Below are 15823 nucleotides of genomic sequence, written 5' to 3' on the forward strand. Positions count from 1 at the left end.
GGGTGAGCTGCATCCTTGGATAACCTCACCCACAGTCTTGTCGGCTGGGCGCTCGCCGAAACGGGGTTGAAGCGCCGTACCCGCAAGGGGCTGGCCGCGTGCGTCCTCGCGGCCAACATGCCCGACATTGATGTGTTCTTCGGCTGGGCCCCCTGGGCGCCGCTGGCGATGCATCGCGGTTTCACCCATGGACTGGTGGGCGGTGTGCTGGTCATGCCGCCGCTGCTCGCCGCCTTGTTCTGGCTGCTCGACCGCTGGCAGGTCCGGCGCGGGGCGGTGTTCAAGAGCGGTCTGTCGATGCACTTCGGCTGGCTGCTGGGTCTCTGCTATCTGGGGGCGCTGACCCATCCGCTCCTCGATCTGCAGAACATCTACGCGATCCAGCTTTTCTCCCCGATGACTGAGCGCTGGTTCCACACTGACGGCCTGTTCATTGTCTCGCCCTGGTTGCTGGTCGCGCTGGCGGCCGGCATTGGCTTTTCCCGCGCCCGGGAGAAGAAGGGCGGGGCAGGTTCCGGAATCCCTGCCCTCGCGGCTCTGGCCGGTGTCGTGGGCTTCATAGCGCTCAATATCGGCATCTCCGCCTTTGCCTGGAACGCGCCGATGCGCGGAGCGCCTCACGCGAGACCGGACCGCGTGTTCGCCGGGCCCCAGCCGCTGTTCTTCTGGGAGCGCGACATGGTCTGGCGTGAGGATGGCATGGTCGTCCACGGTCGCTATGATCCGCTCTACAGTCTCTACACGCTGCTCGATTACGGGCCGGCGCAGCCCGACAACATGGCCGATCCGCTGGTACGCCGCGCGGCCCGGGCCCGCCCCGATATCGAGAAGTTCCTGTCGTGGTCGCAAATGCCCATGGCGCAAGTGGAGCGCGGGCGCTGCACGGCGAAGGTTGTGTTCAGCGATGCCCGCTTTTCGGGCCCGGCCATGCGCAACGGCTTTACCCGCTCGGTGGTCCTGCCTGTTTCCGGGCCGGGCTGTCCGGCTCGCTGATCCGCTCGGCCTGGTCGACCGCGGCGCGGGCAGGGCGATAGAGCAGGGCGCTGGCCAGGAAGGCCCATCCGGCACCGCCGAACCAGCCGGCTATCACGTCGCTCGGCCAGTGCACGCCGAGCCACACGCGACTCCACGCGATGGCCATGCTCGCCACGACGGCCGTGCCGATGATCGTGAAGCGCACCGACTGGCGGCGGCTGAAAGCGGCGAAGGCCAGCGCCATCGCGATGTAGACCACGGCGGAATTGAAGCTGTGGCCGCTGGGAAAACTGTTGCCGCCGGCGATCGCCAGGTGCGGCACGATTTCCGGCCGGGCGCGGCCGACAAGCGCCTTGATCGCGCTGTTGACGATCCAGCCGCCGACCACGGTGAGCGCAAACAGCGCGGCCTCGCGCCTGAGCTTCAGGAACAGCAGCGCCACCGCGGCCCCGAGGGCGAAAAGGTTTCGCAGCAGGACACCGCCTAGCGCGGTAACGTCGCGCACCATTTCCAGCACCCGCTTGGAACCGGAGGGGCGCAAGTCGCTGTCGCGCCAGAAAAGCAGACCGGTCTTGTCCACCGTCGTGGTGTGCCCGGTGGTGACGGCCCAGACGACCACGGCGAATACGACCCAGCACAGCGCGGCGACCGCCAGAGCCTTGGTCGGGTCGATGCGAAAGCCGCGGGGAGGGAGCTGGACTGTTTCTGCGTTGAGCACCATCGGTTAGGGAACGCGGTGTCGAAGGAGGTGTTCCGAAGTCATGAGTTCTCCCGTCATCGTCTGGTTGCGGCGCGACCTGCGCTTGTCTGACCAGCCTGCCATTGCCGAAGCCGCCAGCAAAGGCCCGATAATCCCCGTCTACGTTTTGGACGACGAGACGCCGCGCCACCGGGTCATGGGCGGTGCCTCGCGCTGGTGGCTGCATCATTCGCTGGCCAGCCTCGATGCGACGTTGCGGGAGAAGGGGTCCCGCCTGATCCTGCGGCGCGGCAAGTGCGAGGATGTCCTGCCCCGGCTCATGGAGGAAACCGGCGCGTGCGAGGTCCATGCATTGCGCCATTACGAACCGTGGTGGCGCAACGCAGAGAAGGCGGTCGCGAAGAAGCTGACGCTGTGTCTGCATCACGGCAACTACCTTGCCCCGCCGGGATCGGTGACAACCGGCTCGGGCTCGCCCTACAAGATCTTCACGCCGTTCTGGCGGGCGCTCAACGAAAGGATGCCCCCGCCCGAGCCACAGCGCCGCCCGCAGGCAATCGCGGCGCCCGATCGCTGGCCGAAGTCGGACGATCTCGACGACTGGAACCTTCTTCCGACCAGGCCCGACTGGACCGGCGGTCTGCGCGACACGTGGGAGCCGGGCGAGGAGGGCGCCAAGAAACGCCTGCGCGCCTTCAAGGACGAGGCTGCGCGGTACGAGGGGCAGCGCAATCTTCCGGCGGTCGAGGGCACGTCCATGCTCTCGCCGCACTTGCATTTCGGCGAAGTTTCGCCCGCGCAGGTCTGGCATGCGGTCAGCAGCGAGGGGGGCACGGTGTCGACGTTCCTCGGCGAATTGGGCTGGCGCGACTATGCGCAGAATGTGATCCTGCAGTTCCCGGACTACGGCACCAAGTCGCCGCGCGACAATTTCGATTCGTTCCCCTGGCGCTCGGGCAAGGCCGCGCAGCAGGATCTGCGGGCGTGGCAGCAGGGGCGCACCGGCTATCCCATCGTCGATGCCGGCATGCGCCAGCTCTGGCACACCGGCTGGATGCACAACCGTGTGCGCATGATCGCGGCGAGCTTTATGATCAAGCACCTCCTGATCGACTGGCGCGAGGGAGAACAGTGGTTCTGGGATACGCTGGTCGATGCCGATTATGCTTCGAATGCCGTGAACTGGCAGTGGACCGCCGGATCGGGAGTCGATTCCAACATGTTCGTACGGATCATGGCGCCGCTTTCGCAGTCGGAGAAGTTCGACGCTGCCGCCTACATCCGCGAATGGGTGCCGGAACTGGCGGATTTGCCCGACGGCGAGATTCATGATCCCAGCCCCGTCTGCCGGCCGGACGCCTATCCCGATCGGCTGATAGAACACCGGGCGGCCCGCGAGCGGGCCCTCGCGGCCTGGGACAAGGCCAAGGGTTAGCAGGCGCGGCGTCAGCAGACCGTTGTGCGTACGCGTTTCGCCTCGAGACAAACTCCGGTGATACCATTGCCCGGAGCGCCGTTCCGGTTAATAAAGCACACATGAACGCGCATCTGCCGGGCAGGGGAGAGGAACTCGTAGCCGGTGGCCGGGCCATCGGGGTCGGGCCGCAGTGGCTGGCCCGTCTGTGGGCAGGCGGCGTGGACAGGATTCTCGACCGCATCGATGCGGGCCTGGCCCGGGGCTCCATCCAGGCGACACTTCCCGGCGGCATCACCCGCCTTCTCGGGGGCCGGGCTCCGGGGTTTGGGGCTGTCGTCGAGATCAAGTCCTGGCGCGCATTGCTGAGACTGGCGACGGCCGGATCGGTGGGCTGGTACCAGGCCTGGGAAGCCGGGGAATGGGAAAGCCCGGATCCGGTTCCGCTCTTCGCGCTATTCATGGAAAATGCCGTCACTCTGGGCGACGTCGGGCGATCGCGCGGCCCCTGGCGGCTTTTCACCGGGTTCCTTCACTGGCTTCACCGCAACACCCGCTCCGGTTCGCTGCGCAACATCCACGCGCATTACGACCTGGGCAACGACTTCTACGGGGCCTGGCTGGGCGATACGATGATCTATTCGAGCGCCCTCTATTCCGCCGTCGGCGAGAAGCGTCCCAATGCCATGACGCAGTTCGTGACCGAACTCGACGCGGCCCAGTCGGCAAAGGTCGACGCGATCGCGGGGCGGCTGGATCTTCATCCCGGAGACGAGGTTCTCGAGATCGGTTGCGGCTGGGGGACGCTGGCTGCCTTTGTGGCGGAAAGCGCCGATGTCCATGTCGATGCGATCAGCCTGTCCGACGAGCAACTCGCCTTCGCGCGCGATCGCTGGAAAGTGCACGCCGGCAGCGTCGATTTTCGCAAGCAGGATTACCGGGATGTCTCGGGCAGCTACGATGCCGTGGTGTCGGTCGAGATGGTCGAGGCGGTCGGGCGCCAGTACTGGCCTGACTTTCTCGATAGTGTTGCCCGCAACCTCAAGCCGGGCGGCCGGGCGGCGATCCAGTACATTGCCATGCGTGAAGAGATATTCTCAGGTTACGCGAGAAGCGCCGATTTCATCCAGACCTTCATCTTTCCCGGCGGCATGCTCATCCACGAAGGCGAGTTTCGCCGCCTCGTAGAGGAACGCGGTCTCACCTGGGAGGATCGCCATGGTTTCGGTCAGGACTATGCGCGAACCTTGCGTCAGTGGCGGGCCAATTTCGACCAGGCCGTGGAGGAAGGCCGCCTCCCGGCGGGCTTCGACGAGCGCTTCGTGCGGCTCTGGCGCTTCTACCTGATGTATTGCGAGGGCGGCTTCCTGGGCGGCGGCATCGACGTGGCGCAGGTCACCCTGAGGAAGGCCGGCTGACGCTCGGTCAGGGATGAAAGTGGCCGTCTCCGCGCCAGCGCGCCAGGATATTGTCGAGCACGATGGGAGAGAGCAACCTTTCGAAGGCGGCGCCGATGTGCCCGCTTTCCCACCACACGACCTTGGCCGGGAGCGATTCCATGCCGGGCAGAGTGAGCCAGCAATAGGTCCCCGGATGGATGCGCGAAATCGCCGTGCACGAAAAGCCGGATAGCGACAGATCGCGCACCACGGTCTGGAAGCCTTTCGCCCCGGACGCGCGCATCGTGGCAGGTATCGAGATCTTTACGCGCGGCGCACTACGGTCTTCCTGCGCGGCCGCTGCGTATTTTTCCTCTTGGCTGTGGACCATCATGACTGAGTCCCGTCCATCTGCAGCATCGTCCCATGATGCCAAATTCGGTAAAAAGATCGCAGCCAGCGGTTACTGTCGGCTTACCGGGCTTGGTTAACGGATTCCCGGTGCCCCGTGGAAAATTGTTCACCAAGCAGCGCTACCAGCCGCTCTGCGACCACTTCCGGCGGCTTGACCGATTCCGGGGCCTCGCCCGGGTAGGCACGCGCCCGCATGTCGGTCCGCGTGGCGCCCGGATTGACGATGGCGACGCGCACCTTCGAGACATTGGCGGTCTCCTGCGCATAGCAGTCGAGCAGCACTTCGAAGGCGGCCTTGGTCGCGGCATAGGCGCCCCAATACGCGCGCGGCTTTGCCGCCACCGTTGAAGTCATGCCCACGACGCGCGGATTGTCGCTCTTGCGCAGCAGTGGATCGAGGTTGGCGATCAGCGCCTGCGTGGCCAGGACATTGGTGGTCAGTGCCTTGTTGAAGGCATTCTGGTCGATATCGGCCACCGAAGTCAGTTCGGGCAGGATGGCCGCGTTGATCACCAGGATGTCGAGCTTGCCCCAGCGCTGGGAGATCGCGGTGGCAAGGCGGGCGATCCCGTCCGGCTCGACCAGGTCCACCGGGGCGATCGTGGCGGAGCCACCGGCCTTGTAGATCTGCTCCTCGACCGCCTCGAGCGCGGTGGTGTTGCGTCCGGTCAGGACGACATGCGCGCCTGCCGCGGCAAGGGCCATCGCCGTCGCCGCGCCGATGCCCTTGCTCGAGCCGGTGACGAGGGCGACCTGCCCCTCGAATGCCTTTTCGTTCATGCCGTCGCTCACGCCGCGTTGAGTTTCGTCAGCGAGCGCTCGGTGAAGTCGGTCAGCTTGGTCGGGTAGTCACCCGAGAAGCAGGCGTCGCAGAATTGCGGGCACTTCTTGTCCCGCTTCTCTTCGCCCACCGCGCGGTAGAGACCGTCGATGGAAACGAAGGCAAGGCTGTCGGCCTTGATGAAGTCGGCCATCGCCTGTGTGTCCATCGTCGCCGCGAGCAGCTTGGAGCGTTCGGGCGTGTCGACGCCGTAGAAGCAGGAATGCTCGGTCGGCGGACTGGCGATGCGCATGTGCACTTCGGCGGCGCCGGCATCGCGCATCATCTCGACGATCTTCTTCGAGGTCGTGCCGCGCACGATCGAATCGTCGATGAGGATGATGCGCTTGCCTTCGACGATGGCGCGGTTGGCATTGTGCTTGCGCTTCACGTCGTTGTGGCGGTTCTGTTCGCCCGGCTGGATGAAGGTGCGGCCCACGTAGTGCGAGCGGATGATGCCCAGTTCGAAGGGAATGCCCGATTCCTGCGCATAGCCGATCGCGGCCGGCACGCCGCTGTCCGGCACCGGGATCACCACGTCGGCGTCGGCAAAGGCTTCCTTGGCGAGTTCGACGCCGATCTGCTTGCGCACGGCATAGACAGAGCGGCCGTCCATGACCGAGTCGGGCCGGCTGAAATAGACATGCTCGAAGATGCACGGGCGCGACGAGGGCGTACCGAACGGACGGTGGCTGGAAATCGTGCCCTTGTGGTCGACCTGGACCAGTTCGCCCGGTTCGACCGCGCGGGTGAACTCGGCGCCGATCACGTCGAGAGCGACGGTTTCCGATGCGAACACGGTGGCATCGCCCAGGCGGCCCATCACCAGCGGGCGGATGCCGAGCGGATCGCGGCAGGCGATCATGCCTTCGTTGGTCATGCAGATCAGCGAATAGGCGCCCTCGACCATGCGCAGCGCATCGATGAAGCGATCGAGCAGGGTGGGGTAGCGGCTGGTCGCGACGAGGTGGATGATCACCTCGGTGTCGGAGGTCGACTGGAAGATCGAGCCCTTGGAGACGAGATCGCGCTTGAGCGCCATCGCGTTGGAGATGTTGCCATTGTGCGCGATGGCGAAACCGCCCGCAGCAAGATCGGCGAACAGCGGCTGCACGTTGCGCAGACCCGAGCCGCCGGTCGTGGAATAGCGCACATGGCCAGAGGCCATGGTGCCGGGCAGGGCATCCAGTTCCGTCTGCGAGAACACCTGCGCCACGTGGCCGATGCCACGGTGCGAGTGGAACTCGCGGCCGGAGAAGCTGGTGATGCCCACCGCTTCCTGTCCGCGGTGCTGCAGGGAATGGAGCCCGGCTGCGGCGACATTGGCCGCATCACTGGCTCCGATCACGCCGAATACACCGCACTCTTCGCGCAGTTTGTCCCCGTCGGCGTCACGAAAGGGATGAGTAAAGTTCATGGATTTGTCCGGCCCGCTGGCGCCTCAAAACGCCCGCGCATTTGGAAGGGATTGCCTCCAATTGCAAGGGGGGAAAGGGACCGATTCCGGACCTGGATTGACGATGGCGTGGATTCGTGACGCTGGGATGACGGTCCGAGGCGGCGGGAACCGTGCGCTCGCCGCGCAGTTTCGGCATCTCCCTGCGGTCGCTGCCGCCGCGGGTTGCCAGCCCCGTTTCAGGTCCCTAATGCCGCACCATCCCACCGATCACAGACGGACCCGTCGCTTGATCCTTTCACCGTTCGAATGGACCATCGCCAAGCGCTACATGCTTCCCGGCAAGGGAGAGCGATTCATTGCGCTTGTCGCCGGTATCAGCCTTGTTGCCGTCATGCTCGGCGTGTGGGCGCTGGTCATCGTCATGAGCGTCATGAACGGCTTTCGCGCCGAACTGTTCGACAAGATCGTGGGTCTCAACGGCCACGCGATCATCCAGGCCTACGGCGGCCGACTCGAGGACTGGCAGGACGTGCTCAAGGAAGTGAGGGCCACTCCGGGCGTTACCCGTGCCTCGCCGCTGATCGAACAGCCGCTGCTCGCCAGTTTCAACGGCCGGGTCGAGGCGATCCTCGTGCGCGGAAATACTGCCTCCGACATCGAGCGGCTTCGCGACAAGGTCCAGGCGGGCAATCTCGACGAATTGAAAGTGGGCGGAGACAACGTCGCCATCGGCTCGCAGCTGGCGCAGAATCTCGGCGCGCGGGTCGGCGACGTCATCACGGTCATCAATCCGCAAGGGCGCTCGACACCGTTCGGTACGGTGCCGCGCCAGATCGCCTACCGGGTCGCGGCGATCTTCGAGATCGGCGTCTACGACTACGACAGCGCCTTCGTCGTCATGCCGATTCCCAATGCGCAGACGCTGCTGCTCACCGGCGATACGATCGGCATGATCGAGGTGACCACCAACGATCCCGATCACGTCGACAGGATACTCGCTCCCTTGCAGCGCAAGCTGGCCGGGCGCGCGATCATCAACGACTGGAAGACCATCAACGCCTCGCTGTTCGAGGCGCTGGCGGTCGAACGGGTCGTGATGTTCGTGGTGCTGTCGATCATCGTGCTGGTGGCCGTCTTCAACATTCTCTCCTCGCTGATCATGCTGGTACGCGCCAAGACGCGCGACATCGCCATCCTGCGAACGATGGGGGCGACGCGCAGATCGCTGCTCAAGGTCTTCGTCACCACCGGCTTCTGCATCGGGGCGCTGGGCACCGTGTCGGGCCTCGCGCTGGGTCTTGTCTCGCTCTATTTCCGCCAGCCGATCGTCCACGGGGTGGAGCGCATGACCGGCCAGAACCTGTGGGATCCCTCGATCCGGTTCCTGACCGAGCTGCCCAGCCGCCCCGATCCGGTCGAGATCGCCGTGATCTGCATCATGGCCCTCGTCTTCAGTTTCCTCGCCACGCTCTACCCGGCGTTCAAGGCGGCAAGCACCGATCCCGTTCAGGTCCTGCGCTATGAGTGATCCGGTTATCAATCCCATGCGCGCCGAGGCCGTCGTGCGGCTGACGGACGTCACGCGCAGCTTCGAGCAGGGCGGCGTCACCATCGACGTGCTGCGCGGGGTGAACCTGGCCGTGGCGCCGGGCGAGATCGTGGCCCTGCTGGGCCCCTCCGGCTCCGGCAAGTCGACCATGCTGCAGGCGATCGGGCTTCTGGAAGGCGGCTTCGGCGGGCGGATCGAGATCGCCGGCATCGACGCCTCGAACCTGGGAAAGAACGACCGTGCGGCGGTGCGGCGCGACCACATCGGCTTCGTGTACCAGTTCCACCACCTGTTACCCGACTTCAATGCCATCGAGAACGTGGTCCTGCCGCAGCTGATCACCGGCAAGCCGCGGGCAGAATGCGAGGCGAGGGCGAAGGAGCTGCTCACGGCTCTCGGCCTCGGCCAGCGGCTCGAGCATCGGCCCAGCAAGCTTTCGGGCGGCGAGCAGCAGCGCGTGGCGGTGGCCCGCGCTCTCGCCAACCGGCCGCACCTGGTCCTGGCCGACGAACCGACCGGAAACCTGGACGAGGCCACGGCCGATGTCGTGCTGCGCCAGTTCCTCTCGCTGGTGCGCGAAGAGGGCAGCGCGGCCCTGGTGGCGACGCACAACGAGCGGCTGGCGGCACAGATGGACCGTGTCGTCCGCTTGCACGATGGCGTGTTGGCGTAGAGACTTCGTACTGGAATTTGCGTTGATTTTGCGGTTTGCAGTATCCAAATCGCTAGAAAAGTATTGAATGAAAGGACCCGGCGATGAGCGATACCCCGTCCACTATCCAGAACGAGGACGGCGCCCCCAAGGGCTTCGGCTGGAGCGATTCGGCTGAATTGCACAAGTGCGAGGACGGAGGCGGCCTGTTTCACCGCTTCAAGACCATCCGGCGCGGCACGATGGCTGAACTGATCCACTTCGTGATGGATCTGCCCGAAGAGAAGCGGCAGGACTACGCGATCCAGAAGGACGGCGACCGCACTTTCAAGATCGGCGAGATTCGCAGCCTCTACCGTCGTTCGGACTTTCCTACCGGCCAGGTGTGATTGCGCCATGGACGAAACGACCGAATAAGGCATGGTGATCGGCGCTCTCGTACTTGCAGTCATGCAAGGCGCCCCTGCTGCAGGGGGTGCGCCCGAGCCTGCCGCTGTTTCGGCCCCGTTTCCGCCTCCACCGGGCGCCAAGCCCAATGCTCCCGTCTGCGTGTCGCCGGAGCAGGCCGCTTTCGACTTCTGGGTGGGTGACTGGGACGTCTATCCGCGCGGCAAGGACAAGCTGGTCGCGCATAGCCGGATCGAGAAACTCTATGGCGGCTGCGCGATTCGCGAGAACTGGATGCCGGTCAGCGGCGCCAATGGCGGCAGCCTGAACAGCTACGATCCCGAGACCGGCAAGTGGCACCAGACCTGGGTGGCCTCGAACCCGGGACGGGTCGAGTTCGAAGGCGGTCCGCAGGGCAATGCCATGGTTCTCACTGGCCTGTGGCCGGAGGTGCTCGGACCGGGCCGGGATGCGCTCGTGCGCATGACCTACACGCCGCTCGACGACGGGTCCGTGCGCCAGTTCGGCGAGGCTTCCGAAGACGGCGGCAAGACCTGGCAGCCCAATTTCGACTTCGTCTACCGCCCCCACGCGGCGCATCCCGCCGGCTCAGAGACACCGTGAAGACCATAGCCGACTTTTCGGCCAGGCTTCCCAATGGTGAAGCGGTCAGTCTCGCCGACAGGCTCGGCAAGGTGTTGCTGGTCGTCAACACGGCCAGCAAGTGCGGCTTCACGCCGCAATACAAGGGTCTGGAAGCGCTCTGGCGCAAGTATCGCGACCGGGGCTTCGAGGTCATCGCCTTCCCTTGCAACCAGTTCGGACGGCAGGAGCCGGGCGGCGCCGAAGAAATCGCGAGCTTCTGCGATGTGAATTTCGGCCTGTCTTTCCCGCTGATGGGCAAGGTCGAGGTGAACGGCGCCAATGCCGATCCGCTCTACGAGTGGCTCAAGGCGCAGGCGCCGGGCGTGCTCGGCAGCAAGGCGATCAAGTGGAACTTCACCAAGTTCCTGATCGACCGCGACGGCAAGGTGGTCCGCCGCTACGCGCCTACCGAAAAGCCGGAAAATCTCGAGAAGGACATCGAGGCCCTTCTCTGAGATTTTCCCATTTTCGCCGGTTCAATCCACCAGGTCTTCGAGGTCGTCCGGGTCGATTTCGGCGACGGCAGCCTTGAGTTCCTCTATGCTGTTGGCCGAACCTTCGGCTTCGACGAGGAAGCGGTTGTCCACCATGCGCCCGAACTTGCCGCGCTGGGTCTTTCGGTTCCACGATTCGGACTGCATCTGGCCATCGACCGTGCCGGTCTTCTCATAGCTGTCCGCGTCCTCCTTCGACTGCTCGAAGCCCATCGCCGAGCCCATCGCCGCGACCGCGCCCATGCCGTGGAAATCGGCGATCTGCAGCGTGAAGGTCTTGTCGTCGGCGGAGTACTTGGCTTCCGCCGAAGCCCCCATCGTGCCGGCGCCGACCGTTTCCATCGAGGTCCGGGTGTAGGGGCCGATGGATTCGGGCAGCAGGTCCTTGAGTTCGGATACCGGGACCGCCTTGGTCTTGCCGCTGGCGGCGTCTTCCATCTGCTTGCCCATCTGCTCGAGCTTGCCCGTGTCGACCGAGCCGACGCCGGGGATCGAGATCGTCCCGTCCATGCTCGATTCCTCGGACGACGAGGAGAACATCGCCGGGCCCGCGAACATGCCGACGACCGAAGCGGTGAGGGCAGAGGCGATGAAGCCCAGCACGAGCGCGCAGACGACGGTGACGGCAGTGTATCCAAGGACCTTGTCCGCCGGCACCTTCATCAGTTCGGGCGCACCGACGTAGAACAGGTAGAGGCTGTACAGGCCGACGATCCCGAGTACCGAGAGAGCCGGGAGCAGACTGAAGATACCTGCAAGCCAGCCGGCGGTCATGCTGTAGGCTACCAGCTTGAACGCCGCCGTCTTGTTCTCGATGCCGGAGAACTTGGGCGCAAGCAGGTTGGCGATCCAGGCAATGATGAACACGCTGATGATGGCCAGGACGTAGCTCACGATGGCGGACGTAAGGCCGGTCATCAGGCCGGGCCGGAAATGGACGAACAGCGCGCCGTATCCGAACAGTTGTCCCCCGATAAAACTTGCCACAGGGCCAATTGCCGCGAGCGGCAGGACGTAACTCTTCAGAATACTCGCGGTCGATTCCGATTCAGCCGCAATGACGGGCCATTCCGCCTTCGGTTTCAGGATGATGGCCTTGGCGCGTTCGACCAGCGGCTTGCCGCCGGTTGTCGTACCGGTCTCCATGATTTGCCCTCCTCTTCATTGGTCTTCCCAAGAGCAGGGAAACATATTGTCAGCCTCTTGAAAAGCAGTGCTTTTGGTTGAAGTCGCTCCTCCAACCCGATTTTGCCGGCTTTACCCCCGGCTTTTGGCGCGGTGGACTTGATTGCCGACAAGGCAGGCGCATAGATTTCCGGGCATGCCGTTCGCTCCTTTCGTTCCGCTTCGCATCTTTTCCAGCTTCACCATGCTCGACGGTGCGATCGATCCGAAGGCGGCTGCCAAGCTGGCCAAGGCGCGCAACTTTCCGGCCGCCGCCATCTGCGACCGCAATGGTCTCTATGGCGCCCCGACGTTTGCGCAGGCCTGCATGGACGTGGGCGTCCAGCCCATCGTCGGCACTTATCTGGCCATAGCCCGGCCCGGTGCTGCGGTGCAGGGGCAGGACTTCCCGATCGACTGGCTGGCGCTGTTTGCCCAGAACGAGCAGGGCTGGCTCAACCTGTGCCGCCATGTCAGCCGCGCTCACCTCGACCGGCCGCTGGAACTCGATCCGCACGTCGGGCTGGAAACGCTGCGGGGGTACACCGATGGCCTGATCTGCCTCACCGGCGGCAACGAGGGCGCCCTGGCCCGGCTCTTCGCCGACAGGCAGGGCGAAGCGGCGGAGCGCTATTGCGACGAACTGGAGGCCCTGTTCGGCGATCGCCTCTATATCGAGATCACCCGCACCGGCGAGCCCGAGGAAGACGCGAGCGAGGAAGACCTGATTACGCTCGCCTATGCGCGTGACATTCCGCTGGTGGCGACCAACCCCGCGCAGTTCGCGGAGAAGACCTTCCACGCCGCGCACGACGCCATGCTGTGCATCGCCCATTCGACGCAAGTCGACGCGGCGGAACGGCCGCGCTCTTCGTCCGAACGCTGGGTAAAGCCGGTCGAGGACATGGAGGAACTGTTCTCCGATCTGCCCGAGGCCATGGCGAACACGCTCGTCGTCGCCCAGCGCTGCGCCTTCGCGCCGCCGCGCCGCAAGCCGCTGCTACCCAGCCTCGCCGGCGATATCGAGGGCGAGCAGCGGATGCTGGTCAACGACGCCCGCGCCGGCCTTGCCCGCCGCCTCGTGCCCTACTGGCCCGAGGTTACCGAAGCCGAACTGGATGCCGTGCTCGCGCTCGACGACGCAGATCGCCGGGCTGCCTACGAAAGCACGCTGCAGGAAAAGGGCGTCACAGAGGACTTCCTCGACTATGCCAAGCGGCTCGATTTCGAGACGCAGATCATTATCGGCATGGGCTTTCCCGGCTACTTCCTGATCGTTGCCGACTTCATCAAGTGGGCCAAGGACAACGGCATTCCGGTGGGGCCGGGCCGTGGCTCGGGTGCCGGCTCGCTGGTCGCCTGGGCGCTGACGATTACCGACCTCGATCCATTGAAGCTCAACCTGCTTTTCGAACGCTTCCTCAACCCGGAACGCGTTTCGATGCCGGACTTCGATATCGACTTCTGCGAAACCCGGCGCGGCGAGGTTATCCGCTACGTCCAGCGCAAGTACGGGCACGATCACGTCGCGCAGATCATCACCTTCGGCAAGATGAAGGCCCGCGCCGTGCTGCGCGACTGCGGGCGCATCCTGCAGATGGGCTACGGCCGTGTCGATGGGCTGTGCAAGATGGTCCCGAACCATCCCACCGATCCGTGGAACCTCACCGAGGCGCTGCACGGCCGCAAGGCACATGGCGTCACCAAGGACCCGCCGGTCGCCGAATTCCGCCGCGAATACGATACCGATCCCGAAGTGAAGCGGATGGTGGACCTCGCCGTCCAGCTCGAAGGCCTGCCGCGCAACTCCTCAACCCACGCGGCGGGCGTCGTCATCGGCGACCGTCCGCTTTCCGAACTCGTTCCGCTCTACCGCGATCCGCGTTCCGACATGCCGGTGACGCAGTTCGACATGAAGCACGTCGAGGATACCGGGCTCGTCAAGTTCGACTTCCTCGGGCTCAAGACGCTCTCGGTGCTGCGCAAGGCGACCGACCTGCTCGAACGGCGCGGGATCACCATCGATCTCTCCGCGCTCAAGTGGGACGATCCGGGCGTCTACGAGTTGCTCAAGCGCGGCGACACGGTGGGCGTGTTCCAGCTGGAATCGGAAGGCATGCGCCGCACCCTGGCGGCCGTGAAGCCGACCAACTTCGGCGACATCATCGCGCTCGTTTCACTCTATCGCCCGGGCCCGATGGACAACATCCCGCTCTTCGGCCGCCGCAAGAATGGGCTGGAGGAGATCGTCTACCCGCACGAGAAGCTCGAGCCGATCCTCTCCGAGACCTACGGCATCTTCGTCTACCAGGAACAGGTCATGCAGGCCGCGCAGGTCCTGGCCGGCTACTCGCTCGGCGGCGCGGACATGCTGCGCCGCGCGATGGGCAAGAAGAAGAAGGAGGAGATGGACAAGCAGCGCGAGATCTTCGTCAAGGGCTGCAAGGAGGTCTCCGGGATCGAGACGGCGAAAGCCAACGAGCTGTTCGACTTGATCGACAAGTTCGCCGGCTACGGCTTCAACAAGTCACACGCCGCCGCCTACGCGCTGCTCGCCTATCATACGGCATGGCTGAAGGCGCATTACCCGCACGAATTCTACGCCGCGTCGATGTGCTTCGACATGCACCAGTCGGAAAAGCTGGCGATCTTCGTCGATGACGCCCGGCGCAACGGCATCGAACTGGCCGCGCCCGACATCAATCGCTCCGAGGCCGAGTTCACGGTGGAGGAAACGGCCGAGAGCCACGCCGTGCGCTATGCGCTCGCGGGCCTGCGCAATGTCGGCGAAAAGGCGATGGACATGATGGTCGCCGAACGTCAGGCCAATGGCAGGTTCGCCGATCTCGACGACGTGTTCCGCCGTGCACCCGCCGGTTCGATGAACCGCCGCCAGCTGGAAAGCCTCGCCGCCGCCGGCGCCTTCGACAGTCTCGAGCCGAACCGCGCCAAGGTGCTCGCCAATGCCGATACGCTGCTGGCCGAGGCCGACCGCTCCTCGCGCGAGCGCAATTCGGACCAGAACAGCCTGTTCGGAGGCGACGACCATGCCGAACAGGGCTTGCGCCTCGTCGAGGCCGAACCGTGGAGCCGCATGGACCAGATGGCGAAGGAACGCGAAGTCTTCGGCTTCTACTTCGCCGCCCATCCGGTCGAGCAGTTCCGCCACGTGGCCTCGGCCAACGGCGCGCGCACCTACACCAGCCTCATGGCGGGCGGCACTGGTGGGGGCCGGACGGGCGCGGTCATGGCGGCGATGGTGGAGAACGTCCAGAAGCGAAAGACCCGCAAGGGCAAGGACTTCGTGATGGCCGATTTCTCCGACTCCACAGGCAACTTCTCGGCCTCGTGCTTCGAGGAAAGCCTGGTCGAGAACTTCGTGAAGTGGGCCCGGGAAAGTGCTTGCGTCCTGCTCAACGTCGAACTCGACAGCCCGAGCCCGGACGAGCCGCCGCGCGTCACCGTGCGCGGGGCGCGGCCGCTCGCCGAAGTCACGGCCAGCGCGCGCATGCTGCTCAAGCTGGAAATCGACCGGATCGAGGCGGTGCAGGAACTGGCGCTGCTGCTGCGTCCCGGAACGCCGGGCGCGGGCGAGATCATCGCGACCCTCAAGCTCGACGGCGGGCGTACCCAGAAAGTCCGGCTGGGCCGCGATTTCGCGCTCGACGGCGAATTCGTGGAGCACCTTGCCAATGTCGACGGCCTGACCATCGGCGAATTCAAGGCCAAGCGCGGCCCGGAACGAATGCAGCGCGCCGCCTAGCCGGGGCATCCCCGGCGGCGTGAATACCGGCAACGGCGGGTGGTGTCATGCCATGTCCGCGTCGACCG

The 15823-nt window shown here is 65.0% G+C and carries 14 protein-coding genes; 9 read left to right on the plus strand and 5 right to left on the minus strand.

The window, feature by feature from the left end; genetic code table 11:
• Positions 1–15: 15 nt before the first annotated feature.
• Positions 16–993 (plus strand): metal-dependent hydrolase, encoded by a 978-nt coding sequence (locus tag LK12_RS08620; RefSeq protein ID WP_039282238.1) that lies wholly within the window; start codon positions 16–18, stop codon positions 991–993.
• Here LK12_RS08620 and LK12_RS08625 read toward each other — a convergent pair.
• Positions 941–1696 carry a phosphatase PAP2 family protein gene (locus LK12_RS08625; RefSeq protein ID WP_052223288.1) on the minus strand — a complete coding sequence of 252 codons (756 nt, stop codon included), beginning with the start codon at positions 1694–1696 and terminating at the stop codon, positions 941–943. The genes LK12_RS08620 and LK12_RS08625 overlap by 53 nt on opposite strands.
• Before the next feature lie 40 nt (positions 1697–1736).
• On the opposite strand from LK12_RS08625, the gene LK12_RS08630 reads away from it, so the two are divergent.
• Positions 1737–3110 (plus strand): cryptochrome/photolyase family protein, encoded by a 1374-nt coding sequence (locus LK12_RS08630; protein ID WP_039282242.1) that lies wholly within the window; start codon positions 1737–1739, stop codon positions 3108–3110.
• 101 nt (positions 3111–3211) lie between these two features.
• Positions 3212–4507 (plus strand): SAM-dependent methyltransferase, encoded by a 1296-nt coding sequence (locus LK12_RS08635; protein WP_039282244.1) that lies wholly within the window; start codon positions 3212–3214, stop codon positions 4505–4507.
• 7 nt (positions 4508–4514) lie between these two features.
• Here the strand turns inward: LK12_RS08635 and LK12_RS08640 are convergent, their stop codons facing one another.
• The 3 genes from LK12_RS08640 to purF all read right to left on the minus strand — a co-directional run bounded on the left by LK12_RS08640 (position 4515) and on the right by purF (position 7119).
• Positions 4515–4859 (minus strand): PilZ domain-containing protein, encoded by a 345-nt coding sequence (locus tag LK12_RS08640; protein ID WP_039285000.1) that lies wholly within the window; start codon positions 4857–4859, stop codon positions 4515–4517.
• Between the two features lie 83 nt (positions 4860–4942).
• Positions 4943–5662, minus strand: a complete 720-nt coding sequence (locus LK12_RS08645) for an SDR family NAD(P)-dependent oxidoreductase (protein ID WP_039285003.1) — start codon at positions 5660–5662, stop codon at positions 4943–4945.
• An 8-nt stretch (positions 5663–5670) separates the two neighbouring features.
• The gene (gene purF / locus LK12_RS08650; protein ID WP_039282247.1) at positions 5671–7119 is read right to left on the minus strand and encodes an amidophosphoribosyltransferase; all 1449 of its coding nucleotides are present in this window, start codon (positions 7117–7119) and stop codon (positions 5671–5673) included.
• A gap of 268 nt (positions 7120–7387) precedes the next feature.
• Between purF and LK12_RS08655 the strand changes: the two genes are divergently transcribed.
• The 5 genes from LK12_RS08655 (at position 7388) to LK12_RS08675 (ending at position 10789) form a co-directional block, all read left to right on the plus strand.
• Positions 7388–8629, plus strand: coding sequence for a lipoprotein-releasing ABC transporter permease subunit (locus tag LK12_RS08655; protein WP_039285006.1), 1242 nt, complete (start codon positions 7388–7390; stop codon positions 8627–8629).
• Positions 8622–9323: an ABC transporter ATP-binding protein gene (locus LK12_RS08660; RefSeq protein WP_039282251.1), complete on the plus strand. Its 702-nt coding sequence runs from the start codon at positions 8622–8624 to the stop codon at positions 9321–9323. Before LK12_RS08655 ends, LK12_RS08660 begins: the two co-directional genes overlap by 8 nt.
• An 83-nt stretch (positions 9324–9406) precedes the next feature.
• The gene (locus LK12_RS08665; protein ID WP_039282254.1) at positions 9407–9691 is read left to right on the plus strand and encodes a hypothetical protein; all 285 of its coding nucleotides are present in this window, start codon (positions 9407–9409) and stop codon (positions 9689–9691) included.
• Positions 9692–9725: 34 nt separating this feature from the next.
• Positions 9726–10313 carry a hypothetical protein gene (locus tag LK12_RS08670; protein WP_407938135.1) on the plus strand — a complete coding sequence of 196 codons (588 nt, stop codon included), beginning with the start codon at positions 9726–9728 and terminating at the stop codon, positions 10311–10313.
• Positions 10310–10789: a glutathione peroxidase gene (locus tag LK12_RS08675; protein WP_039282256.1), complete on the plus strand. Its 480-nt coding sequence runs from the start codon at positions 10310–10312 to the stop codon at positions 10787–10789. The genes LK12_RS08670 and LK12_RS08675 overlap by 4 nt, the downstream gene beginning before the upstream one ends.
• A gap of 21 nt (positions 10790–10810) precedes the next feature.
• On the opposite strand, the gene LK12_RS08680 is transcribed toward LK12_RS08675, so the two are convergent.
• Complete coding sequence (locus LK12_RS08680; protein ID WP_039282257.1) at positions 10811–11974, minus strand: Yip1 family protein; 1164 nt, start codon at positions 11972–11974, stop codon at positions 10811–10813.
• Positions 11975–12149: 175 nt separating this feature from the next.
• Between LK12_RS08680 and dnaE the strand changes: the two genes are divergently transcribed.
• Complete coding sequence (dnaE, locus tag LK12_RS08685) at positions 12150–15755, plus strand: DNA polymerase III subunit alpha (protein WP_039282259.1); 3606 nt, start codon at positions 12150–12152, stop codon at positions 15753–15755.
• The last annotated feature ends 68 nt before the right edge of the window (positions 15756–15823 follow it).

The sequence above is a fragment of the Novosphingobium malaysiense genome (assembly GCF_000802225.1).
Taxonomy (GTDB): Bacteria; Pseudomonadota; Alphaproteobacteria; order Sphingomonadales; family Sphingomonadaceae; genus Novosphingobium; species Novosphingobium malaysiense.